Source organism: Haloferax sp. ATCC BAA-644 (assembly GCF_000336975.1).
Classification (GTDB): domain Archaea; phylum Halobacteriota; class Halobacteria; order Halobacteriales; family Haloferacaceae; genus Haloferax; species Haloferax volcanii.
Window position 1 is genome coordinate 38949 of the sequence record NZ_AOLF01000002.1, and the last position, 26679, is coordinate 65627.

Genomic DNA, 26679 nt, shown 5'->3' on the forward strand with positions numbered 1-26679 from the left:
ACTACCGATGACGACACACGACTCAACGCGACCGCGACCAGCGACGAACGGCGGCCAGACCGAGGCGACCGAGACGGCACCGCCGACCGCGGACGGGGGGTTACCCGTCGGGTTTCTCGACCCCGACGACTGCTTTACGCGCCCGTTCTGTCAGACCCCGTTCGTCCGCGAGCACCTCGTCCGAATCGACCAGTACGACCTGCTTGAGACCGGGCTATCCAGATTTGCGGGCGTGGTGATTTCCAGCCACGCCGACCAGGACTACCTCTACCGTCACCGCGACGTGATTCGGGAGTTCCTCGACGTGGGCGGCGTCGTCGTCTTCAGCGGCCACCTCGCAACTCGGTGGCTTCCCGGCGCGGAGCCGTTCGTTCCCCGAGACATCGAAGACCACACGGACTACGTCGTGAGCGAGGTCACCCCACACCCGGTGTTCGACGGCGTCTCGATGGACGACCTGACCTACCAGCGGGGCGTCGCCGGTTTCTTCGCCCGCGGCCACAACCCGCCGCCGGCACACGCGACGGCGATTCTCGAACTCCCCGGTGGTGAGCCGGCCGTCTACGTCGACGACGAGACGACCGACGGGACGATTTTCGCCCACAGCGGAAACGACCTCATCGGGTTCGGTCGCCGGGACACGAGCGCCGCCCGGGTGCCGCGGCAACTCGTCTCCTGGGTCCGCACGGAGTCGGATGTCTCCGTTGGCGGCAGTCCGGAACTGCTCCGAAACGAGGAGGACTGCCGATGACGCGCCTCGCCGCGCTTTACAGCGGGACCGCTCCACAGCGCCGGACGCTCTTGGACTCGGAGTACGCTCGGTACGTCGACGAAGTGGTTCACGTGCGCGACCTGTCGATGGCTGACCTCTTGGCGTTCGACCGACTGCTCGTCCCGTCGCGACTCCACCTCGGCGCGCTCCACGAGGGGCGCGACGCCATCTTCGACTTCCTCGACAGCGGCGGTGACGCGGCGGTGTTCGGCGGCCAGCCCGACCCGTGGCTCCCCGAACTGTCGTGGACCCATCGCCCGACGAACTTCTGGTGGTGGCTCGATTCCGACGGTGACAGCGGCCTTCGGTTCCCGCGCGACGACCACCCGTTCTTCGAGGCGGTCCCGCCCCGCGACTGTACGTGGCACTTCCACGGGGCGTTCGATGCGCCCGCGGACGCGGACGTGCTCGTGACCGACGTCGACGGCGACGCGGTCCTCTACCTCGACCGGGAGTCGCGGTCCGGCGACCTCGTCGTGACGACGCTCGACCCGACGTACCACTACGGGTCGTACTTCATGCCCGCCACCGACCGCTTCCTCTCCGGGTTCTTCCCGTGGTTCCGCGATGAGTTTTAGGCCCGACGTAACGGCCGCGCTCGTCGCCGTCGCGCTCGTCGGCTGTCTGCTCGGCGTCGGGGCGGGCGTCGGAAGCGCCCACCTCGACCACGGCGATTCGACGCCGAGCGAACCGCTCGAACCCGACGAAGTTCCACCGTGGTTCACTCCCGCTGTGGGCGGGCTGGGTCTCGCCGTCGGCGGCGCCGCGGTCGGTGCGGTCGCCTCCGGACGGGCCTCGAAGCGGCTTGGCTGGGTCGGCATCGCCGTCGCCGCCGTCCTCCTGTCGGTCGCCGGCGCGGCCGACCCCGCGTGGTTCTGACGATGCTTCTGTTTTTTCGACCCATCCCGGCGAGCGGACGCGTCTGACGACGCCCGCCCGCCGTCCAGCGGTCGCCCGTCCGCCACCCGGCGTTCGCGTTTACTCGGTGAGCGTCATCGTCATCGGGTCCATGTCGAGGAACGCCGTCTCGTACCCCTCGTGGCGGGCCGCCTGCGGCGGCGAATCGACCGTGATGGTGAACTCGTCGCCCGCGCTGATTTCGGGAATGACGGCTCCGTAGTGATAGGAGAGGTCCGGGTCGAGCGTCGACTGGAGGTAGCCGTCGAAGACCGTCTCGCCGTCGCGTCGCAGTGTTCCCGACAGCGCCATCTGAGGTAGTATATACTGATTGTGCGGCGTCCGCGGAGAGACGGCGACGTACGTCTCGTCCGTCGTGCCGCCGAACGGCGTCGCGTCCGCGAGCGTCGTCACGACGAAGACGGCGTCACCGCTCGTCGCCGTTCCCCGGACCGTTCCCGGGAGGTCGCGTTCCGTCGGGACCTGCGTGCTCGGGAGCATTTCCATGGCCATCGGTTCGACGGCACCTGCTGTTCCCTCCCCGTCGGCGGGGATGTCCGACACCATAATCTCGTCGAGCGCCGATTCCGTGAACTCGAATTCGAAGGAAAACGAGACATCACCCCCGCTGTCGGCGAGCGCTCCGGTTCGACGAATCGACGGCGACCCGACACGTACGTCGATGTCGAAGACGCCCTCACTGTTGAGCGCGACGTTGTCACCGAAGTGAAAGCCCATCGGCTGTGAGAGCATGGGCCACGGCGAGAGCTCCGAGACGGTCTCGACGTCCCGTGTGAACGTCAGTTGCGGGTTGCGGTCCGGCGGAACGATACCCGTCTCTGTGTGCCAGACGATGGGCATTACGTGCACGGTGTCCTCGGGCTCGACGGCGACGGTCGTCAGCCCATCGGGCTTGACTAACCAGAAGCGGTGTGGGTACGTGTACGCGAGTGCGCAGGTGTAGTCGCCGGCAGATTGCGTGCCGACCATCTTCATGCCTTCGAAGTGCGTCGGCAGATAGACCGCGTCCGGTCGGTCTTCGACCAACGGGGGCTCGACGGACGATGCGGTGGAGTCGTCGTTCGACTCGGTCCCCCCAGCGCCGGACTCCCCGGAACTGACACCGCCGAGACAGCCCGCGAGACCGCCGACAGAGAGTCCCCCGACCGTCCGGAGGAGGATGCGTCTACGCACGAGGCACCTCCCTCGCCGAGTCGTCCTCGCCCGTCGACCCGTCCGCGGGAGCCGCCGGCGGCAGCGCCCGCAGACGGCGCGGGGGTACGAGGAAGTTCCCCCGCCGTACGGTGCGAACGTACTGCAGAATGCCGTTGTTATTGCGCTGGCCGACGGACGACTTCTCGGCGAGGTCCGTCCCGTTCATTGCCTCTCGCGTCGTCACGAAGTCGGTGATTCCCCGCTGTACTGAGAGGAAGTGAAGCCCCGCGTGACCACCGTCGGCCGAGTCGAAGTCACGTCTGAGGAGGAGGGGGCTGTCGTCCTCTCGCGCCCGGGCGACTTTCTGTGTGTGTCCGACGACGCCCGTTTTGCGGGCGGTTTCCATCGCGTCGCCGCAGTCACCGACGCCGCTGTCGGTTCCGAGGTTATCGCCGACGCCCTCTATACGGTCGTTTTGGGCGTGGTACGGGCAGAACATCTTCGCTTCGCGCTGCCAGCGGTCGTCCTGCGTGTACCACTGGTCGAGATTGAGTTTAAGCCGTGAGATGTGTTGCGTCGTTCCGCCGGCGAACGGACCAGACTGGATAGTCACGCGGTCCTCGCTCGCTTGGTTCTTTTCGAACCCCGATTTGAATCCCATGAACAGCGGCGCGTCCTCGGGGACGCTGTCGGACGGCACGCCGTCGACGTCGGCGTTTTGCGCTGGCAGTCCCGTACCGACGAACCCGGTTCGCCGGTCGACTACCTCAAACGCGTCGGTCAGGGTCGCCATCGGCTGGTCGACGCCGTTGAGCGTCGAACGCCCGTCGGTCAGCGCCGTCTCGGCTCCGAGAACCACGTTCGCATGATTGCTAGCCAGATGGAGCACGGCGTCCGGTTCGTCGAATATAGGGTCTTCGAAGGGGGATAGCGCCTCCGGTCGCGGAACGTCGACCGTGGCGGGAAGCGGGTCGTCGAACCGGTCGAAGTACGCCGGCGAGTAACCGACGGTCAGTAAGAGTCCGTCACCGCTTCGCTCGTAGGCACGCTCGACCCCGCGAAGCGCTGTTTCGACGGCTTCCCTGTCAGTTTCGGTCGGTCGTCCGTCCGACTGGAGGCCAAAATAGAGGAGGAGATGGTGTCTCGGGGCGACAACGTTCCCATAGTCATCGCGTGGGAGAACACGGTTCCACGCGTGTTGCCGCACCGGATGCGACGACAGGTCGTCGGGACCGCGCGGAACGTTGCCGCCTTCCCGACTGAGACACGCGCTGAACGCCGCCGCGCCGCCCGCGGCCACGGCGGCTTTCAGGAACGCCCGCCGGTCGAGTTCGTCGCTCTCTGAATCGTCAACAAATGGCGGTACTCTATCCGCTGGACAGTCGTGACGGCTGTTCTCTTCATCCCTGTCCTCGTTTCGGACGTGTTCATTCCGGTGTGGTCGGTAGCAAGTGTCCCGCTCTGACATAGATTTTTGGTCGGCCTAAAAGTGTATAAAACTGCTGAAACTGTGGGGTAACGAGAGTGATTTGCTGGCCTCAACCATAGCTTACCTTAGCGGTGTTGATTGTGTGGCGAACAGATACCGCACCGGCTCAATTCACGAGAAGACAGTCTGTCTGTAGTGTGGACTGTGAACTAGTATAACTCCGTTCCATATCTCGAACACCGCAGTACGGATCTGACCGAGACGCCAGATGTTGGTCGGTCTAGTGTAGCAGGTCTTGTTTTAACGAAATTCCGGTGTGAAGTGACCCCCAAACCTCCCAAGAACAACAGTATGTGTGAACCCCGGTGTCTCGTAGTGTGTTGTGTTTGTGTGCGCCGGCGATGGGCGCCGGCGTAGGGGGTCGGAGCCGGTTTCGACTCTTGAGCCGGTGAGGTGACGACGAATGCACCAGGTAATCTACCACTCGTGACTGCATCGACAACAGACGAAGCCCTCTCGCGAGCAGCCGACGTGTTCGACTAACTGGTGGGCGCTGCCCCCCACGCTGAGGCGGTGTTCGACTACTACGTAACATTCGATGACGATTCAACAACGGTCGCCGGCAGCGCCCGGTGGGACGACCTGCCGATTGCAGTTACCGTTGCCTNGAGATGTGTATAAGAGACAGAATCTCGAGCGTTTCGAGGGGGCGTTGCCGACCTTGACACCGCGGCGATCATGCGCGATGAGGATCTCGTCAGGTATGCGTGCCACAATCTCGGGGGTACCGCGGACCGGCGGTGTACCTCTACGATGAGTTCGCCGACGGGGTTCGGCATCGAGAGCGACTCGAGCAACTCGTCGGGTCGAACGACCACCTGTGGATCGTTCCCGCTGATGTCCATTACTGACTTTGGAGGCTGTGCCCGATGGAACTCCTGAGAGAGACGCTTCCTGATCGTGGTCTCGCTGTTCGAATCGTCGTCGACGACGCAGCGGACAGCTATCGTGTCGAGTACACGCCGTTGTCTGGCGGTTCGGTGACCGACGAGTGGACTGTGTTCGGTGGGTCTGTCGGCTACGATGCGTCGGTGTTTGCAAGTGACGCCGTTGCGCGTGCGATGGGGAGTGAGAGTACATTTCGTCTGTCTCACCGCATGCGATGTCTTACTCGGATTCAACCTCTTTGCGGGCGTCGATGATTATCTGTGGGTCGAGATCGAGTTCGTACTCATAGCGGCGGCCACCTCTCTCACCATCGTTTTGTTCAGACCGCTGCAAGAAGCCAAGCATCTGAAGATCAGAGAGGTGGTCCTGAATACTCTTTAGCGTCGTGAGTGGTTCCGAACCCCACTCTGTCGTGACTTTCTCGTAGTATGCCTTAATCTCCTTCGAGCGTGCGGGAGTCTTTTTCTGCTGCTCGAGATGTGCGATTGCTTCAAGAATGTACTGTGCATGGTCAGTCTGGTCGCGGATCCGGTTACTCAACCGCCCGCGTTGAACGAGTTCTTTCGCACTCTCGATGTGGTTGTCTTCTACTTTCCCGTCTTCATTCTTTTCTGCGACTTTCGCACCGACCCGGAGGAGGTCAATCGCCTGCCGTGCGTTCCCCATATCCTTTGCAGAGATTGCAGACGCCATTGCGATAGCAGACCGATCACACGCGCCGTCAACGAACGCTCGGTTAGCGCGATCACGGAGGATTGTTTGGAGCTCGTCCGCATTGTATGGGCTGAACGAGATCTCGTTTTCCATCAGCGTGTCTTTGACCTTCGACGAAAGTGACTGTCTAAACGTGTAGTTGTTGCTAATCCCGATAACTCCAACCTGAGAGTTCGTGATATGGCCGTTAGATGAGGCCCGTGGAAGCTCATAGAGGAGCGTGTTGACGTCGTCAAGGTGGTCAATCTCGTCGAATACCAAGAAATGTGTCCCACCTACCCGGTCAAGTTGTCGGTAGAGTTCTTCGAACGCGTCGCTAGTCCCGAGACCACGCTTTGGAAACTCACTCGCATTTTCTGGGAGCAAGCTATTCACAAGCTGCCTAACGACTACGAACAACGTCTTGCCGTTGCAGTTTAACTCGTGAATGTAGAGGTCGTCTACTTGTCTTCGCTCCTCTGCTTCCTCTTTGAGAGCGTTCATCATGTACGTCGTAACAGCCGTCTTTCCGAGTCCGGCTTTCCCGTAGAGCATGATGTTTTCCGGAGCTCTCCCGAACAGGACATCCTGCAAGGCGTATCGGTACTCTTCGATCTCTTCGTCTCGTTCGAGAATCTCTTCTGGTTGATAATCTTCGGTGAGGACACTCTTATCGGCGAAAATAGTGTCCTCGAGGTCACTAAATGGCCCCGACATAACATATTGTGTGGGTGTTTTATAATAAAACCTCACTTCGTTTGTCTCGTCTGTCTTTCATGGAATGTCGAATTTGGCTAAAATCGGCGTACTACTCTTCACTCACTAGAGGAAGACAAACGAAATGTACTCTCTCTATCGTCGTCTTGTATCTTCCAGCGTAGTGTGGTAGACAGACGAAACGTACTCTCACTCTCCCACTCCCACGATTATATTAGTTCTGACAGATGAAATAATTAAAAGGACGATATCCTGGGCACTGTCTAGTTAGTGACCTCCTCAACCGGTGTTCGCCCATCAAGCGCTTGATGCGGTCTCTGAAAATTGTAGTATTGCACAAATTGTATGAACCACTCGCGGACGCTTCCGTGACTGCCCACCCACGAATTATGGAAGCNATGCGGTCTCTGAAAATTGTAGTATTGCACAAATTGTATGAACCACTCGCGGACGCTTCCGTGACTGCCCACCCACGAATTATGGAAGCGGTCGACTCGCACTTTGAGGGTGTGAAACCATTTTTCGATGAGGTTTCGCTCGACATAGTCCAGCCGACCGCTCAATCCTAATCGAGAGAGGGCAGTCTGATAGCCGTAGCCATCAACGAGAAACACAGTGTCTGAGAGATCGTGTTTCTCGGAAAGTCGATGGAGAAACGCAGCAGCCGGGTCGGTACCATGTCGTCCAAACAATTCGACGTCAAGAATCAGCTTTGTCTCGATGTCTATTGCAGCGTACAACCAAGACCACTCGCCATTGATTTTGACAGCGGTCTCGTCGACCGCAACCCGCTTCGGCGTTGCCTCAGGCGGGTTGTGACCGCTGTCAGCCAGTCGATGTACCCACTGCCAAACAGCTTGATGAGACCGTCCAACGCCGAGATATTGGAGAATCTGTTTTGTTTCTCTGAGCGAACATCCGGTCGCGTGGAGCTGGACAGCGAACGCCCTAACGGGCGTCCCCAGAAACCTCCGGTTTCTGGTGTTTCGAAATCGTTGGATTTCGATGAGTCCGCAGGACCTGCGGTCCTGCGAGATGCGAATGAGACGCTTCGCGTCTCGTCAACGTCGCTGTCCGCTCACGCTCCCAAGTTTCTTCTAAATCCGTCGCAAAGCACTCGCTGAGCAGGTCTGCGAGCTTCATCCCAAACACACTCAACGACCCGCTCGTTCCTCAAACTGGCTTAACTAGACAGTGCCGTACTCAACACACTCTCACTGTACTGGCACTTTTCCACCTAAGCGAGGGTGTCCGGACAAACAACCTACTCCAGCAATATTCAGAAGCTCGCCACATCGATGGAGTTCGTGTGACCGACCAGTGAACCCGACACTATTCCTCGGTGTATTCGCTGCCGACTGAGCTAAAGAACACCGACAAATCCAGTACACACAGAGGAAGACTGCTCGCAGACCGAGGAACCGAGGCGGTGAATATCGACCGAACACCCATAGAAATCCCCGTCGTCGTTCGCGAAGCGAGGGACGGCAGACCGGGTCACGACTTGCGCGGGTGCGGGTCGAACGCGTCCGTCTCGACCGGCGAGGCGCACAACACGCACCCGTCGTCCAGAATCCGCTCGCGGATGCCCGCGTCGACACACACTTCGACGCTGCACTCCGGGCAGTCGAAGACGAACTGACCTGGCACGGCCATCACGACCGAAGCACGGACTCCTGTCAGTATCTATCACACCCCATCATAGGGCGGGAATACATACGCGAGTCATCAACTACACGTCGAGAATCGTATCGAGAAGCTTCGACTGGGCGGCCGAGAGGTGTTCGGTGAACGTCGAGCGGTTGATATCGAGCGCCGCGGCGACCTCCGTCGCGTTCGCCTCACGGGGGTGCTCGAAGTACCCCATCTCGTGGGCCGTCCCGAGGACTTCCCGCTGTCTCGCCGTCAGTTCGTCGCGGTCGACGAACACGAGCGAGCCGGTGGCGGAGTCCGGCTCTGACTGTGTGAGTCGCCGGAGTGAGACGCCGTCGAACGCCGATTTGAGGTTGACGACGATATCGCGGAACGATTCGAGGTCCGCGGCGACGAACGACAGCACGACCGCGCCGCAGTCCGCTTCGAGGTGGCGGACTGGACAGCCGTGACATTCGACGAGTTCGCAGGCACACCGCGACTCCTCGGTGGGAGAGTGGGTGACGCGATAAATCGTCTTTTGTTCGTGGTGAAATATCTCGTCCGCGTCGTCAATCGCGGCCGACGAGGGGGCGGTGAACTCGACTGCGGCGGTATCGCCGGTCGCGCCGACCGACCGCGAGACGGATTCGACTGCGGTCTCCTTCGACGCCTCCGACACCCGACAGATGGACGGGTCGGCCACATAGATTTCACCGTGCACGCCCTCACACATAGGCCGACGTACGGTGGTGGTTCTGAAATATTCTTCGGCGAATCCGTTCGCAGTCACGCGGTTTCGCTTCGGATTCCCTCCGGTTCCTCGACGAGGGCGGTATAAAGTCCCCGCACCCTATGGTTCGGGTGTTACCGGCCTCGGTGCAGATTTTCGGACGAATCGAAGCATGATATATACGAGCTTGCTCGGGGCCAAACGGGTGACCGGAGCGACGCCCGGTTGGAGCGTGAGGCGGCGCGTCGGTACGCGGGGTGAGTCACCGTGAGACGCGGGACGGTCGTCGTGTTGCTGCTCGTCGTCGCGGTGCTCCTGCCGACGTGGTACGTGGCGCTGCACGGCGAGCCGCCGAGCGAACAGATAGAAATCGACCAGAGCGTCACCGAGATGCGGCCGCTACAAGAGATCGTCGACACGCCGGAGAAGCTCGCGCCGAGTCAGGTGGGCGTCATCGTGTGGGTCGCGCTCTTCGCGCTCGTCGACGTCCTCGCCGCGGTCCACCGATTCATGGACACGGCGGTCAGGGGCGGCCCGGGAGACGAATCGACCGTCGCGGACGGTGGTCGAGTCGGGCTTCCGTGGTTCTGGACGGCGGACCGCTGGGTCGTCGAGTACGACGACGCCTCCGACGCTATCGAGGGAATCGTGGCGATGGGCGGGCTGACCATCCTCGCCATCGTCTTCGCGGCGCTGTTCACCGGCGAGTACCTGACGCTCGCGCGGACCCAGTACTTCGGCGTCTACGCCGCGGGGATGTTCACCGCGCTCGCGTTGCTCACCGTATCGTACTACGCGTGGTTCCTCCCCCACGTCGAGGTCGCAGAGCGGAGGGGACACTAATGAGACTCGACAATCAGCACGCATCGGACGACTGCGACGAGTACTGCGCCGACTGCGGGGACGACAGCAACCACCAGCCGAGTATCTTCTCCGACGACCGCGCCTCGCTCGCCCGCCGCGACTACGCGAAACTGCTCGCCAGCGTCGGGGGATTGACCGCCGTCGCGAGCCTCGCGGCGCCGTTGGCGGGGCTGACTCGCGTCTTCGAGCGTTCGTACACCGGCCCCGTGTACTCGGACGGTATCTACCTCGTCGACGGCGACGGCGAGCGCATCGGCGAGAACGCCCTGCGCGAAGGTGAGAAGATGACCGTGTTCCCGGAGCCCCGTCCGGGCATCGAAAAGGCACCGACGCTGCTCGTGAGGCACGCGGAGGACGCCTACGGTGGCGCAACGAACCTGGAGTACACGGTGTCGGGCTACGCCGCCTACTCGAAGGTCTGTACCCACGCCGGCTGCATGGTCTCGAACGAGGACGGAGCGACGCTCGTCTGTCCGTGTCACTTCGGTAAGTTCGACCCGACCGCCGGCGCGAAGGTGGTCGGCGGGCCGCCGTCGAGGGCGCTCCCGCAACTGCCAATCACGTTGTCGAGCGAGGGGAACCTCATCGCGACGGGCGACTTCAACGGGCCGGTCGGCCCGGGAGGCGAGTGATGTCTCAGCTCGACCGCCTCGCTGACCGTGCCGGCGACGCCGGGAACGAGGCGTACGACTGGTTAGACGAGCGGTTCGCCCTCGACAGCGGCCGCGCGTTCCTCGGGAAGGCGTTCCCCGCCGAGGACTCCTTTCTCCTCGGCGAGGTGGCGCTGTTCTGCTTCCTGCTTCTCGTCCTCACCGGGATATTCCTCGGGATGTTCTTCGAACCGTCGACGAGCGGCGTCGAATACGAGGGGAGCGTCGCGAAGTTCCAAGGCCAAGAGGTGCCCGAGGCGTTCGCGAGCGTCCTACACATTACCTACGACATCCCCTTCGGGATGTTCATCCGGCGGATGCACCACTGGGCGGCTCACCTGTTCGTCGCGTCCATCGGGCTGCACATGCTCAGGGTGTTTTTCACCGGGGCGTACCGCAACCCGCGCGAGCCGAACTGGGTCGTCGGGACCGGCTTGGCGGGTCTCTCTATGGGCGCGGCCTACACGGGGTACGCGCTTCCCTTCGACGAGTTCGCCGCGACGGCCACCGGCATCGGCTACAACCTCGCCACGTCGATTCCGCTCGTCGGAGGCGTGGTCGGGAAGGCGTTCTTCGGCGGGGAGTTCCCGTCGAGCGCGACGATACCGCGGCTCTACTTCCTCCACGTCCTCGTCATTCCCGTGGCGATCGGGGGGCTGTTGGCAGTGCATATGGCGATTCTCGTCCGCCAGAAGCACACGGAGGCCCCCCGCGATGACGACGTGCGAGGACTCGAAACCCGAGAGCAACCCCCGGTCGAGGGGTCCCCGTCGAACGACGGCGGCACCGAACAGACCGTCCCGAGAGACGACGACAGCGTCGTCGTCGGCCTCCCGGCGTTCCCCAATCAGGCGGCCGTGAGCGCGGTCGTGTTCTTCCTCACGCTGGCCACGCTGGCGATGCTGGCCGGGTTCCTCCCGGTCCACAACATCGCCGAGTACGGGCCGAACAACCCCGCGGGGACGCCGGAACTCATCATGCCCGATTGGTTCCTGATGTGGGTCTACGGCCTGCTGAAACTGCTCCCGTCGTGGATGGGGTTCACCGTTCCGTTCACCGGCGTCCACGTCTCGACGGAGTTCGTCGGCGGCGTCCTGCTGCCGACGCTCGTGTTCGGCGCGGTGGCGGTGTGGCCGTTCGTCGACTACCACGACGAGTCGGTCCACTTCACGGCCGACCCCCTCGACCGGCCGTGGCAGACCGCCGTCGGCGTCGCCGCGATTCAGTTCATCATGATCGCCTCCATCGCGGGCATGAACAACCTCCTCGGCCGGGCGCTCGGCGTCGGAACCGGCGTCGTCAATCCGATTTTGACCGTCGCGTTGTTCGTCGTCCCCGTCGGCTCCGCGGCTCTCGTCTACCGGGTGCTGGGTGACGACGCGGACGAGGGGCGAACCGGACGCGTTCCGGGGGAGGCCGGCGATGACTGACGCGAACGCCGGCGGGGCTCCGCGTCGGCGCATCGAACTCTCGCCTCGGACGTACCGGCACCTCGACCGCGCGAGTAAGCTCCTCGGCGTGGCGCTCGTCGCCGTCGGCCTCGACGCGGGCGGCGACACGCTCGTGGGGATTTCGCTCGGCGTTCTGGGCGCCGGGCTGGCACTAACGACCGTCTTTTTACAGATAGATTCATGAACCGAACGAATACCTCGACCCCCGACGACGAGTCGGGAACGGACGAATCGCAAGCCGAACAGACGGACGGCCCGCCGGCGGTCGGTGACCCGCCGGGAGAGCCGGCGACCGGGGGGACGAGCGTCTCCCGCCGCCGGTTCCTCGAAGGCGTCGGCATCGCCTCGCTTCTCGGTATCGGCCGGTCCGCGGCCGACGACGACCCGCTGTTCCAGATGGGCGGGTTGAACCCCGTCGACGACCCCATCGGGAACTACCCCTACCGGGACTGGGAGGACCTCTACCGCGAGCAATGGGACTGGGACTCGGTCTCTCGGTCGACCCACAGCGTCAACTGCACCGGCAGCTGCTCGTGGAACGTCTACGTCAAAAACGGGCAGGTGTGGCGCGAGGAGCAGGCCGGCGACTACCCGCGGTTCGACGAGAGCCTGCCCGACCCGAACCCCCGCGGCTGTCAGAAGGGCGCGTGTTACACCGATTACGTCAACGCGGACGAGCGAATCAAACACCCGCTGAAGCGCGTCGGGGAGCGCGGCGAGGGGAAGTGGCGGCGCATCTCGTGGGACGAGGCGCTCACCGAAATCGCCGAGCACGTCGTCGACGAGGTGCAGGCCGGTCGCTACGACGCCATCAGCGGGTTCACACCCATCCCGGCGATGAGCCCCGTCTCGTTCGCCAGCGGGTCGCGGCTCATCAACCTCCTCGGCGGCGTCAGCCACTCGTTTTACGACTGGTACTCCGACCTGCCGCCGGGCCAGCCCATCACGTGGGGCACCCAGACCGACAACGCCGAGAGCGCCGACTGGTACAACGCCGACTACATCATCGCGTGGGGGTCGAACATCAACGTCACCCGCATCCCCGACGCGAAGTACTTCCTCGAATCGGGCTACAACGGGACGAAGCGCGTCGGCGTCTTCACCGACTACTCGCAGACGGCCATCCACACCGACGAGTGGCTCAGTCCCGATTCGGGCACCGATACCGCGCTCGCGCTCGGCATGGCCCGGACCATCGTCGACGAGGAACTGTACGACGAGGCCCACCTCAAAGAGCAGACCGACATGCCGCTTTTGGTCCGGCAGGACACCGGGAAGTTCCTCCGCGCGAGCGAGGTTCCCTCGGTCTCGACCGACGCCGACCGACCGGAGTGGATGTTGCTCATGCTCGACTCCGACGGACGCCTCCGCGAGGCACCGGGGTCGCTCGGTGAACGCGACGGGCAGAAGGACTACTCCAAGAGCATCGAACTCGACTTCGACCCGCAACTGGACGGCGAAACCGCGGTTCGAACCGAAGACGGGCGCGTCCGCGTCCGGACTGTATGGGCCGAACTGCGGGACGAACTCGACAACTGGGGTCCGGAGACGGTCCACGACGAGACCGGCGTCGGAGAAGAGACGTACCAGCGCGTCGCCCGCGAGTTCGCCGAGGCCGACAAGGCGAAGATAATCCAGGGCAAGGGCGTCAACGACTGGTACCACAACGACCTCGGGAACCGCGCGCTCCAGTTGCTCGTCACGCTGACGGGAAACCTCGGCGAGCAGGGGACCGGGCTCGACCACTACGTCGGCCAGGAGAAGATATGGACGTTCCACGGCTGGAAGTCGCTGTCGTTCCCGACGGGCAACGTCCGCGGGGTGCCGACGACGCTGTGGACCTACTACCACGCGGGCATCCTCGACAACACCGACGCCGACACGGCCGCGAAGATACGGGAGTCCATCGACGAGGGGTGGATGCCGGTCTACCCCGAGGAGCGCGCCGACGGCTCTCGTCCCGACCCGACGACCATGTTCGTCTGGCGCGGCAACTACTTCAACCAGGCGAAGGGGAACGTCGCCGTCGAGGAGGAGCTGTGGCCGAAACTCGACCTCGTCGTCGACATCAACTTCCGGATGGACTCGACGGCGCTGTACTCGGACATCGTGTTGCCGACCGCGAGCCACTACGAGAAACACGACCTCTCGATGACGGACATGCACAGCTACGTGCATCCGTTCACGCCCGCGGTCGAACCGCTCGGGGAGTCGAAGACCGACTGGCAGATATTCCGCGAACTCGCCGCGAAGATTCAGGAAGTCGCCACGGAGCGCGGCGTCGGGGCGATTTCGGACCGGAAGTTCGACCGCGACATCGACCTCCAGTCCGTCTACGACGACTACGTCCGCGACTGGGAGACCGGCGAGGCCGACGCCCTCGCCGGGGACCGCGCGGCCTGCGAGTACATCCTCGAACACTCCGAGGAGTCGAACCCGTCCGAGAGCGACGACCAGATAACGTTCGCCGACACGGTCGAACAGCCCCAGCGGCTCTTGGCCGCCGGCGACCACTGGACCTCCGACATCGAGGAGGGCGAGGCGTACGCGCCGTGGAAGGACTTCGTCCAAGACAAGAATCCGTGGCCGACCGTCACCGGCAGACAGCAGTACTACATCGACCACGACTGGTTCCTCGAACTCGGTGAGCAGTTGCCGACGCACAAGGAGGGGCCGACGCAGACCGGCGGCGACTACCCGATGGAGTACAACACGCCGCACGGACGGTGGTCGATCCACTCCACCTGGCGTGACAACGAGAAACTGCTCCGCCTCCAGCGCGGGGAGCCAGTCGTCTATCTCCATCCCGAGGACGCCGCCGAGCGCGGCATCGAAGACGGCGACACCGTCGAGGTGTTCAACGACCTCGCGTCGGTCGAACTGCAGGCGAAGCTCTACCCGAGCAGCCAGCGCGGCACGGCGCGGATGTACTTCGCCTGGGAGCGGTTCCAGTTCGACGGCGACACCAACTTCAACTCGCTGGTCCCGATGTACATGAAACCGACGCAGTTGGTCCAGTACCCGGAGGACTCCGGCGAACACCTCTACTTCTTCCCCAACTACTGGGGGCCGACGGGGGTCAACAGCGACGTCCGCGTCGACGTGCGGAAAGGCGGGGGTGACGCCGAATGAGCGCCGACGACGGGCCGGCGGCACAGGCCGACGGCGACGGGGTCGACCTCGCCGACGGCGTCGACCATCAGGTCGCCATGGTGATGGACCTGAACAAGTGCATCGGCTGTCAGACCTGTACGGTCGCGTGCAAGTCGCTCTGGACGGAGGGCGGCGGCCGCGACTACATGTACTGGAACAACGTCGAGACGAAGCCCGGGAAGGGCTACCCGCGCGACTGGGAGGACTCCGGCGGCGGCTGGAAAGACGCCGAACACACAGAGCGACAGCCCGGCGACATCCCCGACCAATCGGACTACGGCGACGCGTGGTCGTTCAACCACGAGGAGGTCATGTACAACGGCGGCGACCGGCCGCTGCGTCCCGACAGCGACCCCGAGTGGGGGCCGAACTGGGACGAAGACCAAGGCGCGGGCGAGCATCCGAACTCGTACTACTTCTACCTCCCGCGCATCTGCAACCACTGCACGCACCCCTCCTGCGTGGAGGCGTGCCCGCGGAAGGCCATCTACAAGCGCGAGGAGGACGGTATCGTCCTCATCGACCAGGAGCGCTGCCGCGGCTACCGCTACTGCGTCGAGGGCTGTCCGTACAAGAAGGTGTACTACAACGCGACGCAGAAGACCTCCGAGAAGTGCATCTTCTGTTACCCCCGCATCGAGGGCGAGGGCCCCGACGGCGAGACGTTCGCCCCCGCCTGCGCGGAAGACTGTCCGCCGCAGTTGCGACTCGTCGGGTTCCTCGACGACGAACAGGGGCCGATTCACAAGCTCGTCGAGGAGTACGAGGTCGCACTCCCGCTGCATCCGGAGTACCAGACGCAACCGAACGTCTACTACATCCCGCCGTTCGCGCCGCCGCAGCACTCCGAGGACGGCGAGACGGTGGACGTGGACCGCATCCCCCGTAACTACCTCGAAGAGCTGTTCGGTGACCGCGTCCACGACGCGCTCGACACCATCGAGAAGGAACGCGACAAGGTCGACCGCGGCGGGGAAAGCGAACTGCTGGATATGCTGACCGACACCAACCCGGCCCGGAAGTACCGGTTGGAGGTGTTCGACTGATGCGAGCAACGCGAGCGAAGTCGGGCTCGCCGGGACTCGTTCCGGAGGTGTTCGACTGATGCGTGAGCGTCGAACGGCCGCAGCCGCCGCAGTCGCCGTCGTGGTGCTGCTCCTACTCGCCGCGGTGGCCGGCCCCGCGGCGGTGTCCGCACGCCCCGCGAACGAGATTCCCGTCGGATCGGTCGCTGCCGACGACCGACCCCAACAGCCCACGAGCGAGGCGTGGGACACCGTTCCGTCGGTGACCGTCCCGCTGACGAGCGCGCCCAGCGGCGTTCCGAACGCGAGCGACACCTCCGTCGAATCGGTTCGCGTCCAGTCGGCCCGGACCGACGAGCGGTTGTATCTCCGACTCTCGTGGGCCGACGGAACCGCCGACCGCAACGCCACCAGTCCGAGGTCGTTCCTCGACGCGGCCGCGGTGCAGGTGCCGGTCAACACCTCGGCCCGCCCCCCGATTTCGATGGGGAGCACGCGGAACCTCGTGAACGTCTGGTACTGGAGCGCCGACGGCGAGAGCGAGGAACTGCTCGCCGGCGGCCCGGGGTCCACGACCGAGTTCGAACGGACGGCCGTGGAGACGACGGCGAGCCACGACGACGGCCGGTGGACGGTCGTCATGTCGCGCCCGCTCGATTCCGACGCCGCCAACCGGACCTCGTTCGCCGTCGACAACGACGTGGACGTGGCGTTCGCGGTGTGGAACGGCTCCGAGATGGAGCGCTCCGGCCGGAAGTCGGTTAGCGAGTGGTACCACTTCCCGTTCGGCCCCGGACCGCAGGGGCCGCCGTACGAGTCGATACTGTGGACCGTCGCCGGCCTCGCCATCGTCGGCGTCGCGCTCGTGACTATCGAAGCGGTGCGGAAGAACTGAGGACACGACGATGGACACGAACACCCACGCGGAGACGCGAACCGACGGCACGAACAACGATACGAACAGCGACACGAACAACGACGCCGACCGCATCGATTCGAGCGCGGTCGACCGACCCGCGGCGGCGCGGGCGGCAATCTATACCGCGCTGGCGACGCTGCTCGACGAGCCCGACGAGCGGCTCCACGAGCGACTCGCCGCCGGGGAAGTCGACGAGACCGTCCGGGGGCTCCTCGATGCGACCGGGCTGTCGGTCGCCCCGCCGGAACTGACCGTCGACGACGACTACGAGACGGCCTGCGCCCGGTTCAACGACCTGTTCACGGTGGGCTACGCCGAGTACGCGGACCGGACGGACGGCTCGCTCGACAGCGAGGGACCGCGTATCTCGCTGTACGAGTCGTCGTACCGGCCGGATGCGGCGTGGAACGACGTGAACCTCGACCTCGCTCGCGCCTACGACTACTTCGGGCTCGAAATCGACCCGGAGACCCGTGACAACCACGACTATCTCCCGTACGAACTCCAGTTCGCGGGCTACCTCGCGCGGCTGGAGGCCGCGGCCGACCCGGGTGACGGGCGCGCCGACGACGCGGCGCGGGCACGGCTCGATTTCCACGACCGCCACCTCCACGTCGTCGCCGGGGGCTTGGCCGACCGGGCGGCCGACACGTCCGGAGCGGGTCTGTACGGCGAAGTCGCGAGCTTCCTCGACCGCTTCGTCGCCGCCGACCAACGCGCGCTCGCCGCGCGGTTCGAGGGAGGTGACGGACCGTGAGCGGCCGGGGCGTCGAGGACGCCGTCGGCTCGAACCCACGGCCGTCCGGAGTCGCCGCGCTTCGGTCCCGAGTGTCCGACGGGGTGCTTCGAACACTCGCGGGCGTCCTCGCAGTCGTCCCGCTCGCCGCGGTGACGGCGTACCGCGTCGGCCACAACGCTCCCGGCGGCCTCCCGGCGGGCGTCACGACGCTCGCGGCCGACTGGTCGGCGCTGGCCGTGGTCGGTCCCGCGTTCGCGGCGCTGCTTCTCGCGTCGACCGCCGACGCCGGAGCCGAACGCGTTGGGCTCGCCTTCGCCGGCGGGTTCGGAATCCTCGCACTCGGGACGGCGGCCGCGGCGTGGCAGCCGGCTGCAATCGGCGTTTCGGTCGGCTTCGCGGTCGTCGCGGCGGACAGGTTCGTCGCGCTCGGACGGAAACGAGAGTGGAACGGAGTCCGACGAGCCGCGCCGGTCGGCCTCGCCGCGGTCGGCGTGGCGACCTCGCTCGCGGCGGCCGCCGGCGTGATGCCGGCGACGCTTCGACCGCTCGGCTCCGGGGTCGCGCTCACCGCGGTCGGCGTCGTCCCGCTCGCTGTCGGCTGGGATAGAACCAGTGCGCTAGCCGGCATAACCGCGGGAATCGCCACCTTCGGAATCGTCGCAAGCGCCCCGTACGTCGCAGGGGCGGTACTGCTCGTCGGCGGCGGTGTCGTCGGCGTTCCGACGAGTCTCGTCGCCTTCGCCGCGGCCGGCGGAACCGCCGGCGTCGTCTCCGCGCTCCGCGACGGTCGGCCCGCCGTCGCGCTCGGAGCCGCGTTGTTCTGCGTGGCCGGCGTCCCCGCGACAGTGCTCCGAGCGGCCGGGGTCGTCGTCGCGGCTGCGTTGGTCGCGTACGACGGGGGTGAGCGAGCGTGAGAGACGAAGAAGAGGCGACCGACGGACCGCCGGACCCACAGCTACACCCCGAACAGAGCCCCGGGTTCGGTGTCGACCCTGCGGGCCTCGAAGACATCGAGGTCGACCGCGACGTGACCATCGGCGAGGCGACGCTCTCAGACCTCGGTGCAAGCGACACGGAACCCGTCGAGGACCACCCGGTCTCCGACCTGCTTGCGTCGCTCGCCGGCGACGACGCGGTCGAGCGTCGGCGGGCCGCACTCGCGCTCGCCGAACGGGAGGGCGACAGGGTCGTTGTGGAGGCGCTGTCCCGCGCAGCGACGACAGACGAAGACGCCGAAGTGCGGCAGTTCGCCGTGGAGGCGCTGGCGAAACACGGCGGCGACCTCGCGGCCGAGACCGCGCGGGCGCTGACCGACGACCCCGACCCGTGGGTCCGGGCCGAGGCCGTCGTCGCGCTCGACCGTCTAGACCGGGGAGCACACGAAGCGGTCATCGAAGCCGCACTCGACGACGCACACCACGCCGCCCGGCGAAACGCGCTCGTCTCGCTTTTCAAACTCCGCGGGGAGGACGCGTGCGATGCGCTCGTTGCCGCCGCCGACGACCCGAGCGAGCGGGTGCGAGAGTGGGCGGCGCACTTGCTCGGCGGGGTCGAAACCGACCGGGCGGCCGAGGCGCTGTCCCGACTCGCGGACGACGAACAGAGCGTCGTGCGAGAAACGGCGGTCCGGTCCCAAGCGGTCGATTCCGGGAGCTTCCGACGCCAGTTCGCGGGCGTCCTCGACGAGACCGACCGCACCCTGCCCGGCGAAGACGACCTCAATCGAACACCGAACCTCTGACCATGAGCGAACACGAACCGACGAACAACGAACCGACGAACAACGAGTCAGACACCGAGTCCGAGCTTCGAGACCGCGTCGAATCGGCGCTCCGAGCCGTCCGAGACCCCGATGCCGACCTCGACGTTTTCGAGGCCGGGCTAGTCGAATCGATAGCCGTCGACGGGGCGAGCGTGACCGTCCGCGCGGCCGTGACGGAGTTCGACGACGCGAACGCGACGCAGGTCGTGCGCGCGATGGCGCAGGCGGTCCGCGACGTGCCCGCGGTCGAGAGCGCGCACGTCGAACCCGTCTCGCCGTCGTCCGGCGGCGGTGCGACGGGCGTGGACGCGTTCGATACCGTCATCGCCGTCGCCAGTGCCAAGGGGGGCGTCGGGAAATCGACCGTTTCGACCGGTCTGGCGTGCGCACTCGCCGGCGAGCATTCAGCCGGGCTGTTCGACGCGGACATCCACGGCCCGAACGTCCCGTCGTTGCTCGACGTCGAAGGCCCCGTACACTCGGACGACGAGGGCCACCCGCTTCCCGTCTCGGTGGCGGGGCCCGACGCCTCGCTCGACGTGATGAGCGTCGGATTGATGGAGTCGGGCGCGCCGCTGGCGTGGCGGGGCGCGATGGCGCACGACGCGCTGACCGAACTGTTCGCGGATACCGCCTGGAGCGCCGACGACACCCTCGTGTTGGACCTGCCGCCGGGGACCGGCGACGTGGTCCTGACCACACTACAAGAGATTGCCGTCGACGGCGTCGTCGTCGTGACGACGCCCTTCGAGTCGAGTCTTGACGACACGGCGCGGAGCATCGAACTCTTCCGCGACAACGAGGTTCCGGTTCTCGGGGCGGTCGTCAATATGCGCGAGTTCGCCTGCCCCTCCTGTGGTGACACCCACGAGCTCTTTCCCGGTGAGACCGCCAGCGAACGGCTCGACGCGACGGTGCTCGCCGAGCTTCCGTTCTCCCCGCAGTTTCAGGAGGCGCCCGCGCCCGGCGACGCCGCACCGGCGTTCGAAACACTCGCGGAGTCGGTCTCCGAGGCGGCGGCGACCGCGTGGGATACCGACGCTCCCGACGACGCACTCGACATCCGCGGGGACCCGCCGGAACGGCGGAAGGAGCGGGTCGCAGAACGGTTCACCGCGCTCGCGAGCGGCGAAACGTTCGCACTCGTCAGCGACCGCGACCCGACGCCCGTCCGGCGGTTCCTCGGCGGGCTGACCGACCGCGACCCCGCGGAAATCGACGGGTTCAGCGTCGAACGACGAACGCCGAACGACTGGCTGTTGACTGCGACGAAACCGTAAGCGAGAGCCGATGGAACGACAGCCGCCGGTGACCGGTCTCGTGTTCGTCGCCGGTTTCTGTGCCGCGCCCGACGCGGAGAGGTGGATGACAAACCCCTGACCGGTAGCCCCAGAACGTAGCCATTTCGATGTCTCGGAATCTATCCGGCTCCGACGAGTCCTCAGGCCCTCCGGTCCGACGAGATGCGAACCGGACGCCGGGACTGTGTGTCTCCTCGAACTGACGCCAGTGGGTGGTCGTGGCTTTTACCCGCGTCGAGACGCCACCCCCGCTATGGAACTTCAGATTACCGGGCTGGAGGACCTCGAAGAGAGAGTCGGGAACGCGCTCACTCGAATCGGTGAACTGCAAGCGGGCGCCCGAGTCCAGTCGGACGCCTTCTTCTCGCGGTCGTTCATGCGCGACCACACCGAGTTCGACTCGTTCGACGGGTTCTGTGAGCAGAGTCCGTGGGCATTCGACGGCATCGACGACGCCCAAGACATCTCGCGTGACCGCCTCAACGAGTATATCGCCGCCACGACCGATTTCGAGACGTGGGAGGGGATGAAAACGCAGGCCGCGGAGGAAGAGATTATCGACCGACTCGTCTCCTGACTATCCCACGAACGGGGCCGCGTTCAACAGGAGGTACAGGCCGTAGCTGATGACGCCCGCTCCCAGCATCGACCCGACCCACGACCCGATCGTGATGCCGACTTTCCGCGGTGAGACGCCGCTTCCGCCCGACGAACTGGCGGCGAGTCCGCTTCCGACGATACTCGCAATCATCACTTTGTTGAACGAGATTGGAATCCCAAGTACAATCGCGAGCTGTGCGATCAGAAAGGCGGGAATCAGGGCGGCTATCGACCGCCTCGGCCCGAGCGACGCGTATTCGTTCGAGACGGCTTGAACGAGTCGCGGTCCTCGAATCCACGCCCCGAGGAGGATGCCGCCGCCACCCAGCGCGAGCAGGTAAATCGACGAGAGCTGGAGGTCAGTCTCGAACACGGCTTCCAGCGGACCGGTCGCCAGGCCGACTTGCGTGCCGCCGCTCGTGAACACGACGATGAGCCCCAGCGCGACGAGGAACTGATTGATGCCCGCAGTCTCGTCGCGGTGGAGCAACGCCCGTGTCCCGACGAGCGCAACGAGCCCGCCGACCACGCTCACGACGACCATCCCGAGGGTGTACGAGCCGCCGACGACCGTCGGAAGGAACTGGTACGTGGTGGCGAGGTATCGGGCGACTGAACCCTGTGTACCGGCTGCGGTTGGAATGACCGTGAGCTGGATGTTGGCCAACGCGTAGCCGACCGCGCCACCGAGGACGGGAATCCCGACGGTTTCGGGGATGGCGTCGCTTCGAAGGCCGCGCGCGAGTCCGTACGCGAGGACGCCCTCGACGAGCGGAATCGCGAACCAGAACCCGAGGATGACGACGTACTCGTCGACGGCGAAGCCGCCGCCGAGGGCGAGACCGGCTCCGATCATCGCCCCCGTGACGGTGAACGCCGACGGGATTGGATAGCCGTAGGTGTTGCCGATTGTGATGAGCGTCGCGGCGGTCAGCAGGGCCGCCGCCGCCGCGAGCGGCGTAATCGACACGCCGGTGACGAGGTCCTTGCCGATGGTTTCCGAGATACTGCCACCCTGGAGAATCGCTCCGAGTCCGGCCACGATGCCGACGAGGAGGGCCGCTCGGAGAACCGAAAGAGCGTTCGCGCCGACGGCGGGCGCGACGGGTGCCGAGTTACTGTTTGCACCGACGGTGAACGACATAAACAGAGCCGCCAAGAGTGCAATTGCGAGAACGGCGATGACCGACGCCATGCTGTCAACGCTCCCTCCTCGGTCGCTGGCGGTAAGGGGGAGACTGCCACTGGCTACAACGACGTATGCCCATGTATGAGAAAACCGTGGTAGGTGACGGATGAACCCTCCGAATTCGGGTATATCGACTGGTAATGAGCGAATTATCTGGATAACTAATACAGTTCATAGCGGAACTGACCCCGGCCGTCCGCGACGTGAGAACCTCGTCGGGATGTGTTTCGGACGACAGCGGGCTAGCTACTCACGGTCGCCGTACTGTTGCGCCTGCTCGAAACGACGGCGACACGGTTTTAGCGACCGGTAATATTGATTACTAACAGCATCATTACTGGCGATGGAAACGGATAAATATAATCTGAAAAATTCAAATAATCTGAATAATGTATCATGGACATATCTAATACCGGATTTAAACTTGTATTTTGTGCTTTCGAGGTACTACCGTATCGGGTTATGAGATACTGAGATATTCCCACTCCACTCGGGCTATATTAGACGTGCTAATAATCTACATGACTGATGGGAAATAGGCCCCCGTAGTAACCCCGCCGCGGCGTTTCTCTCGGTGTCAGTCGTTGACGGACTCAGCGCGCTGCACCGTCGTCTTCGTCGGTATCCCCCTCGAACCCGAGTTCCCCACCGACATCGTCGAGACCATCGGCCAAGAGTACGACCAGAAGGGGTCGTTCAGGTTCAGTAACACGTACCCCGAGGCCATCGAGGGAATCGAAACGGGCCGGTTCGACGTGGACAGTATCGTGACCTTCGAGTCGTCGTTCGAGGACACGCAGGCCACCTTCGACCGCGCGGCCGAGCTGCGTCGTCGTTTCGATGAAGACCGGCCGTGCATAACAGACCTGCCCGTGTAACCCCTGCGTGGCTACGGGCAGCCCCCCGAGTACTTCGTTTTCAGCGGTTTCGATTACAGGTCTACGTCTGTCAGGTCGGGCTCGTTTTCGACCGGCAGTTCAGAGTCACAGAGCCCGAAGTCGTCGGTACGGCTCGGAGAGCGCTCGCGCGCTCTCGCCGGACACGTCAACGACGAGATAGTCGGTGTGCGGGCGGACGTAGTCGAGGAGTCGACGGACGCGCTCGGCGTCGACAACTTCTAGCGAGTCGAAAACGAGGAATGGAACGTCGTCGGACACCTCGTGGACGAGGTAGCCGGCGACGGCGAACACGAGGCCGACGAGTTCGCGCTCCGACTCCGAGAGGTGGTCGATAACGTCTTCGTAGGTCTTCCCGTCGTCAGTCCGGCGCTCGATGTGGAGGACGAACCGTCCGGTCGAGAGCGCGTCGTCGCCGCCGTCTCCGTCGTTCCGGTGTTCGACCCAGACACGGGCGAGTCGGTCGTGTTCGAGGGCGTCGAGAACGTCCGCCATGCGGTCGTTGAACGCCGAGACCGTCGCGCGTTCGAGCCGTTCGATGCGGTCTCGGAGGTCGTCGATTCGGTCGTCGATTTCATCCGTCCGTGTTTCGAAGTCCGTCCGTCGGTCGAGTTCGGCGTCGAGGGCTTCGAGTTCGTCGACGACGGCGTCGCGTTCCTCGCGCCGCCGTTCTAACTCGAATTCGACGCGGTTGACCTCGCGGTGGGCGTCGAGGAGCGCGGCGCGGTCGCCCTCGCCCGCCTCGGCGTCCTCGGCGTCGCGTTGCAGGTCGACGATGTCCGATTCGACATCGTCGCGTCGGGCTTGAAGGTCTTCGACGCGGGACCGACGCTCGGCGCGCTCACGGCGTAACTCCTCGCGTCGGGTTTCGAGGTCCCGTCGTCGCTCTCGCAGGGCTTCGAGTTCGGACCGGCGTTCTTGGAGTCGTTCGATGCGGTCTGCGAGTTCTGCGCGCTCCTCGCGGCGGTCGTCGCGGAGCGCTCGGAGTTGGTCGAGCGTCGATTCGATGCTCGCTTCGGGAACCGACGTTCCGCACGTCCAACAGACGACGCTGTCGTCGTCCGACTCGCCGTCGCTTTCGTCGTTCCCGCTCTCGCGTTCGACCTCGCTCGCAGCGTCGACGGGCGATGCCTCCGACGTGAGGAACTGCTCGTTGAACTGGAGCGTCCGCTGCACGTCCGTGATGTCGGCATCCAGTCGTCGTTTTCGCGCCCGTGACTCCGCGAGTTCGTCGGTCAAGTCGTCGAGTTCGGCGGCCGGGTCGGCGGGACGCGAGTCCAGTTCCGATTCGATGTCGTCGATTTCTGCGTCGAGCGCGTCCAGCGACTCCCGCTCCGCTTCGAGTTCGAACTCGATGTCGTCGAGCGCCGCGTTCAACTCCCGTCGCCGGTCCTGTCGCGCCTCTGCATCGGACCCGTTAGCGTCGGGTTCGGGGTTCGCCTCGGCGTCGGTGTCGCCGTCGACCGCCGCCGATTCGATTCCGTCGAGGGTCGCCTGCCGGTCCGCTAACTCGGCTTCGAGTCGCTCGATAGCCGCGTCGAGTTCGTCGCGGCGGTCGCGGAGCCCCGGCCGGTCGGATTCGAGCGCCGCGAGCGCCTCGATTCGGTCGTCCAACTCGGCGCGTTCGGCGCGGAGGTCAGCGATTTCCTCGTTGACGTCGTCGATGTCGACCGAATGCATGACGAGTTTCCGCAGGTCGCGGTCGGCCGTGACCGCCTGTCGGGCCTCGTTCGAGCCGAGGAGGAAGGCGAACAGGTCGGCGGCCGCCGGGTCGTCGAGATACGGGTCGCCGGACGCGACGACCCGGTCGCCTTCTCCCGCGAACGTCCGCACGTACCGCTCGCCCTCGACGGCGAGTTCGACCCGGTTGTCGTCGGTATCGGCGTCGCAGTCGGGCGAGTGCTCGTCGCTTCCCAGCGCGGTCACGAGACCCCGAAGGAGCGACGTTCGGTCGGCGGCATCCCCTGCCGTGAGGACGGTGACGCCGCGTTCGAACGCGACGGTGGTCTCGTCGACGCCGCCGATTCCGGCGACGGTCAGGCGGGCCGGTGCGTTCGTCGTGGCCATACAGTGACCACACCGGGGTCCGTGAAAACAGTTGGTGACAAGTCCGAAACTCGTTCCATAGATATCTTTGGAACGTGTTTCTCGCCCCGAGTTCGAATCCGCGTATCGGCGTCTTGAGACCGCGGTTTGAGCCGTCTCGGGAAGTCAATCGTCGATTCAATCGTTGGTTCGTCCGCGACGGCCTTCGTACCATTCGTCTTTCTGCCTCGTATCTCCGTCTGACGGCGGTGGCATACAACTCGTTCCACAGGTATCGGTGGAACGTGTTTCGAACCGCGGCGGGCTTCGGAACGGCTTTCGAACTCGGAACCCAGTCGCTTCGGGATGCTCGATATCGGGGAGGACGATGCGCGAAGCGGCGTTAGTCGCAGTCGCAACCGCAGCGGTCGATGAGATCTTCGACCGTGTATTGGGAGTTACAGTCCGGGCAGTGGACGCGAACATCGACGTACAGTTCGGCGGTCTCGGGGTCGATGTCGAGTTCGTCGGCGGCCGCAAGGTCGGACAGCGACTTCTCGGTGACGCGCTCGACGCGACCGAGCAGGCGTCGGATGGTTTCGGTGCGACGCTCGCGGAGGTCGCCGCCATCGCGGTCGGTCTCTGAGGGCGGCGTCACCCCGCGGTACGAGGTGAGATAGGTGCGCATCGCCCGATGCGAGACGAAGTCGGACTCCAGTCGCTCGACGTCGACGCCGGTGCGTTCGAGTCGGTGGACTGCTTTCGTTCGCGCCCCGCTCGACACGTCATCGTCGGTGAGCACGCGGTACAGGGTCTCGATTTCGCCGTCGAGGGCGCGCTCGTTCCGCTCGGCGAGCGCCGCGCGGAGGAGTCGCCGGTTGAACGCGTCTGCGAGGTCACGGAGGCTCGACCGCGCGTCCGCTTCGGCGGTCCAGCGGCGTTCGAGCTCCGCGCCGAAGCCGTCGAAGCCGCGCTCGCGGAGCAGTCGGCTGACCTTGCTCTCGGGGCCGCGTTTCCCGCCCGGGGAGTCGTGTGAATCGCTCACTACCGACTGCTATTCGGGGCGTGCACATATGCTTGACGCGGGGGGAGACGTGGTTCCGGGCGAGAGTGCGAAGGTGGAGACAGA

26 protein-coding genes and 2 pseudogenes are annotated in these 26679 nt (G+C 64.8%); 18 read left to right on the plus strand and 10 right to left on the minus strand.

Annotated features, from left to right (window positions below; genetic code table 11):
* The first annotated feature begins 7 nt into the window (after positions 1-7).
* The 3 genes from C458_RS01700 to C458_RS01710 are packed head-to-tail and all read left to right on the plus strand — an operon-like array spanning position 8 to position 1651.
* Entirely contained in the window at positions 8-751 is a 744-nt protein-coding gene (locus tag C458_RS01700) for a hypothetical protein (RefSeq protein ID WP_008572680.1), read from the plus strand.
* Positions 748-1350, plus strand: coding sequence for a hypothetical protein (locus tag C458_RS01705; protein ID WP_008572681.1), 603 nt, complete (start codon positions 748-750; stop codon positions 1348-1350). Before C458_RS01700 ends, C458_RS01705 begins: the two co-directional genes overlap by 4 nt.
* Positions 1340-1651: a hypothetical protein gene (locus tag C458_RS01710; RefSeq protein WP_008572683.1), complete on the plus strand. Its 312-nt coding sequence runs from the start codon at positions 1340-1342 to the stop codon at positions 1649-1651. Before C458_RS01705 ends, C458_RS01710 begins: the two co-directional genes overlap by 11 nt.
* Before the next feature lie 99 nt (positions 1652-1750).
* Here C458_RS01710 and C458_RS01715 read toward each other — a convergent pair whose 3' ends face one another.
* Together C458_RS01715 and C458_RS01720 are read right to left on the minus strand one after the other, a co-directional pair.
* A complete protein-coding gene (locus C458_RS01715; RefSeq protein ID WP_008572684.1) occupies positions 1751-2863 on the minus strand; it encodes a hypothetical protein in 1113 nt (370 codons plus the stop codon).
* Positions 2856-4124 carry a Dyp-type peroxidase domain-containing protein gene (locus C458_RS01720; protein WP_008572685.1) on the minus strand — a complete coding sequence of 423 codons (1269 nt, stop codon included), beginning with the start codon at positions 4122-4124 and terminating at the stop codon, positions 2856-2858. The genes C458_RS01715 and C458_RS01720 overlap by 8 nt, the downstream gene beginning before the upstream one ends.
* Positions 4125-4716: 592 nt before the next feature.
* On the opposite strand from C458_RS01720, the pseudogene C458_RS18645 reads away from it, so the two are divergent.
* Both C458_RS18645 and C458_RS18865 read left to right on the plus strand, forming a co-directional pair.
* Positions 4717-5164 (plus strand): annotated as a pseudogene (locus tag C458_RS18645) (hypothetical protein).
* Positions 5165-5182: 18 nt separating this feature from the next.
* Positions 5183-5455, plus strand: a complete 273-nt coding sequence (locus C458_RS18865) for a hypothetical protein (protein ID WP_152418114.1) — start codon at positions 5183-5185, stop codon at positions 5453-5455.
* On the opposite strand, the gene C458_RS01730 is transcribed toward C458_RS18865, so the two are convergent.
* The 5 genes and pseudogenes from C458_RS01730 to narO form a co-directional block, all read right to left on the minus strand.
* Positions 5421-6611, minus strand: a complete 1191-nt coding sequence (locus C458_RS01730) for an orc1/cdc6 family replication initiation protein (protein ID WP_008572687.1) — start codon at positions 6609-6611, stop codon at positions 5421-5423. The two genes, C458_RS18865 and C458_RS01730, sit on opposite strands and share 35 nt — an antisense overlap.
* A 263-nt stretch (positions 6612-6874) precedes the next feature.
* The gene (locus tag C458_RS17690) at positions 6875-7612 is read right to left on the minus strand and encodes an IS6 family transposase (RefSeq protein ID WP_152418116.1); all 738 of its coding nucleotides are present in this window, start codon (positions 7610-7612) and stop codon (positions 6875-6877) included.
* Between the two features lie 67 nt (positions 7613-7679).
* A pseudogene (locus C458_RS18015) lies at positions 7680-7754 on the minus strand (IS6 family transposase); the annotation flags it as partial.
* A gap of 354 nt (positions 7755-8108) precedes the next feature.
* A complete protein-coding gene (locus C458_RS18310) occupies positions 8109-8267 on the minus strand; it encodes a hypothetical protein (protein ID WP_008572691.1) in 159 nt (52 codons plus the stop codon).
* Positions 8268-8343: 76 nt separating this feature from the next.
* Positions 8344-8979, minus strand: a complete 636-nt coding sequence (gene narO, locus C458_RS01735; protein WP_008572692.1) for a transcriptional regulator NarO — start codon at positions 8977-8979, stop codon at positions 8344-8346.
* Between the two features lie 264 nt (positions 8980-9243).
* Between narO and C458_RS01740 the strand changes: the two genes are divergently transcribed.
* From C458_RS01740 to C458_RS01795, 12 genes are all read left to right on the plus strand, one after another.
* On the plus strand, positions 9244-9819 hold the full coding sequence (locus C458_RS01740; RefSeq protein ID WP_008572693.1) for a hypothetical protein: 576 nt from the start codon (positions 9244-9246) through the stop codon (positions 9817-9819).
* Positions 9819-10472 carry a ubiquinol-cytochrome c reductase iron-sulfur subunit gene (locus C458_RS01745; protein WP_008572694.1) on the plus strand — a complete coding sequence of 218 codons (654 nt, stop codon included), beginning with the start codon at positions 9819-9821 and terminating at the stop codon, positions 10470-10472. Before C458_RS01740 ends, C458_RS01745 begins: the two co-directional genes overlap by 1 nt.
* Entirely contained in the window at positions 10472-11920 is a 1449-nt protein-coding gene (locus tag C458_RS01750) for a cytochrome bc complex cytochrome b subunit (protein ID WP_008572695.1), read from the plus strand. Before C458_RS01745 ends, C458_RS01750 begins: the two co-directional genes overlap by 1 nt.
* Positions 11913-12125 carry a hypothetical protein gene (locus tag C458_RS01755; RefSeq protein WP_008572696.1) on the plus strand — a complete coding sequence of 71 codons (213 nt, stop codon included), beginning with the start codon at positions 11913-11915 and terminating at the stop codon, positions 12123-12125. Before C458_RS01750 ends, C458_RS01755 begins: the two co-directional genes overlap by 8 nt.
* Positions 12122-15073: a molybdopterin-dependent oxidoreductase gene (locus tag C458_RS01760; RefSeq protein ID WP_008572697.1), complete on the plus strand. Its 2952-nt coding sequence runs from the start codon at positions 12122-12124 to the stop codon at positions 15071-15073. The genes C458_RS01755 and C458_RS01760 overlap by 4 nt, the downstream gene beginning before the upstream one ends.
* Positions 15070-16140, plus strand: a complete 1071-nt coding sequence (locus C458_RS01765; protein WP_008572698.1) for a 4Fe-4S dicluster domain-containing protein — start codon at positions 15070-15072, stop codon at positions 16138-16140. The genes C458_RS01760 and C458_RS01765 overlap by 4 nt, the downstream gene beginning before the upstream one ends.
* 58 nt (positions 16141-16198) lie before the next feature.
* The gene (locus C458_RS01770) at positions 16199-17014 is read left to right on the plus strand and encodes an ethylbenzene dehydrogenase-related protein (RefSeq protein ID WP_008572700.1); all 816 of its coding nucleotides are present in this window, start codon (positions 16199-16201) and stop codon (positions 17012-17014) included.
* A gap of 10 nt (positions 17015-17024) precedes the next feature.
* Positions 17025-17795 carry a molecular chaperone TorD family protein gene (locus tag C458_RS01775; RefSeq protein WP_008572702.1) on the plus strand — a complete coding sequence of 257 codons (771 nt, stop codon included), beginning with the start codon at positions 17025-17027 and terminating at the stop codon, positions 17793-17795.
* The gene (locus C458_RS01780; RefSeq protein WP_008572704.1) at positions 17792-18691 is read left to right on the plus strand and encodes a hypothetical protein; all 900 of its coding nucleotides are present in this window, start codon (positions 17792-17794) and stop codon (positions 18689-18691) included. The genes C458_RS01775 and C458_RS01780 overlap by 4 nt, the downstream gene beginning before the upstream one ends.
* Positions 18688-19518, plus strand: a complete 831-nt coding sequence (locus C458_RS01785; protein WP_008572706.1) for a HEAT repeat domain-containing protein — start codon at positions 18688-18690, stop codon at positions 19516-19518. The genes C458_RS01780 and C458_RS01785 overlap by 4 nt, the downstream gene beginning before the upstream one ends.
* Before the next feature lie 2 nt (positions 19519-19520).
* Positions 19521-20819, plus strand: a complete 1299-nt coding sequence (locus tag C458_RS01790; RefSeq protein WP_008572707.1) for a P-loop NTPase — start codon at positions 19521-19523, stop codon at positions 20817-20819.
* A gap of 274 nt (positions 20820-21093) precedes the next feature.
* Positions 21094-21417, plus strand: a complete 324-nt coding sequence (locus C458_RS01795) for a hypothetical protein (RefSeq protein ID WP_008572709.1) — start codon at positions 21094-21096, stop codon at positions 21415-21417.
* Here C458_RS01795 and C458_RS01800 read toward each other — a convergent pair whose 3' ends face one another.
* On the minus strand, positions 21418-22635 hold the full coding sequence (locus tag C458_RS01800; RefSeq protein WP_008572711.1) for an inorganic phosphate transporter: 1218 nt from the start codon (positions 22633-22635) through the stop codon (positions 21418-21420). It lies immediately after the preceding gene.
* Between the two features lie 578 nt (positions 22636-23213).
* Between C458_RS01800 and C458_RS01805 the strand changes: the two genes are divergently transcribed.
* Positions 23214-23507, plus strand: a complete 294-nt coding sequence (locus C458_RS01805; protein ID WP_008572713.1) for a Zn-dependent oxidoreductase/NADPH2:quinone reductase — start codon at positions 23214-23216, stop codon at positions 23505-23507.
* Positions 23508-23612: 105 nt separating this feature from the next.
* On the opposite strand, the gene C458_RS01810 is transcribed toward C458_RS01805, so the two are convergent.
* Entirely contained in the window at positions 23613-25592 is a 1980-nt protein-coding gene (locus tag C458_RS01810; protein ID WP_008572715.1) for an archaea-specific SMC-related protein, read from the minus strand.
* Positions 25593-25953: 361 nt separating this feature from the next.
* Complete coding sequence (gene rdfA, locus C458_RS01815) at positions 25954-26595, minus strand: rod-determining factor RdfA (RefSeq protein ID WP_008572716.1); 642 nt, start codon at positions 26593-26595, stop codon at positions 25954-25956.
* Positions 26596-26679 lie beyond the last annotated feature (84 nt).

What these genes read in the sequence shown, in the direction of transcription:
- C458_RS01710 (WP_008572683.1), top strand. Translation starts at nt 1,340, where the DNA reads ATGAGTTTTAGGCCCGACGTAACGGCCGCGCTCGTCGCCGTCGCGCTC.
- C458_RS18865 (WP_152418114.1), top strand. Translation starts at nt 5,183, where the DNA reads ATGGAACTCCTGAGAGAGACGCTTCCTGATCGTGGTCTCGCTGTTCGA.
- C458_RS18310 (WP_008572691.1), bottom strand. Translation starts at nt 8,267, where the DNA reads ATGGCCGTGCCAGGTCAGTTCGTCTTCGACTGCCCGGAGTGCAGCGTC.
- narO (WP_008572692.1), bottom strand. Translation starts at nt 8,979, where the DNA reads ATGTGTGAGGGCGTGCACGGTGAAATCTATGTGGCCGACCCGTCCATC.
- C458_RS01795 (WP_008572709.1), top strand. Translation starts at nt 21,094, where the DNA reads ATGGAACTTCAGATTACCGGGCTGGAGGACCTCGAAGAGAGAGTCGGG.
- C458_RS01770 (WP_008572700.1), top strand. Translation starts at nt 16,199, where the DNA reads ATGCGTGAGCGTCGAACGGCCGCAGCCGCCGCAGTCGCCGTCGTGGTG.
- C458_RS01730 (WP_008572687.1), bottom strand. Translation starts at nt 6,611, where the DNA reads ATGTCGGGGCCATTTAGTGACCTCGAGGACACTATTTTCGCCGATAAG.
- C458_RS01755 (WP_008572696.1), top strand. Translation starts at nt 11,913, where the DNA reads ATGACTGACGCGAACGCCGGCGGGGCTCCGCGTCGGCGCATCGAACTC.
- C458_RS01790 (WP_008572707.1), top strand. Translation starts at nt 19,521, where the DNA reads ATGAGCGAACACGAACCGACGAACAACGAACCGACGAACAACGAGTCA.
- C458_RS01765 (WP_008572698.1), top strand. Translation starts at nt 15,070, where the DNA reads ATGAGCGCCGACGACGGGCCGGCGGCACAGGCCGACGGCGACGGGGTC.
- C458_RS01800 (WP_008572711.1), bottom strand. Translation starts at nt 22,635, where the DNA reads ATGGCGTCGGTCATCGCCGTTCTCGCAATTGCACTCTTGGCGGCTCTG.
- C458_RS01775 (WP_008572702.1), top strand. Translation starts at nt 17,025, where the DNA reads ATGGACACGAACACCCACGCGGAGACGCGAACCGACGGCACGAACAAC.
- C458_RS01750 (WP_008572695.1), top strand. Translation starts at nt 10,472, where the DNA reads ATGTCTCAGCTCGACCGCCTCGCTGACCGTGCCGGCGACGCCGGGAAC.
- C458_RS01700 (WP_008572680.1), top strand. Translation starts at nt 8, where the DNA reads ATGACGACACACGACTCAACGCGACCGCGACCAGCGACGAACGGCGGC.
- C458_RS01760 (WP_008572697.1), top strand. Translation starts at nt 12,122, where the DNA reads ATGAACCGAACGAATACCTCGACCCCCGACGACGAGTCGGGAACGGAC.
- C458_RS01745 (WP_008572694.1), top strand. Translation starts at nt 9,819, where the DNA reads ATGAGACTCGACAATCAGCACGCATCGGACGACTGCGACGAGTACTGC.
- C458_RS01705 (WP_008572681.1), top strand. Translation starts at nt 748, where the DNA reads ATGACGCGCCTCGCCGCGCTTTACAGCGGGACCGCTCCACAGCGCCGG.
- C458_RS01810 (WP_008572715.1), bottom strand. Translation starts at nt 25,592, where the DNA reads ATGGCCACGACGAACGCACCGGCCCGCCTGACCGTCGCCGGAATCGGC.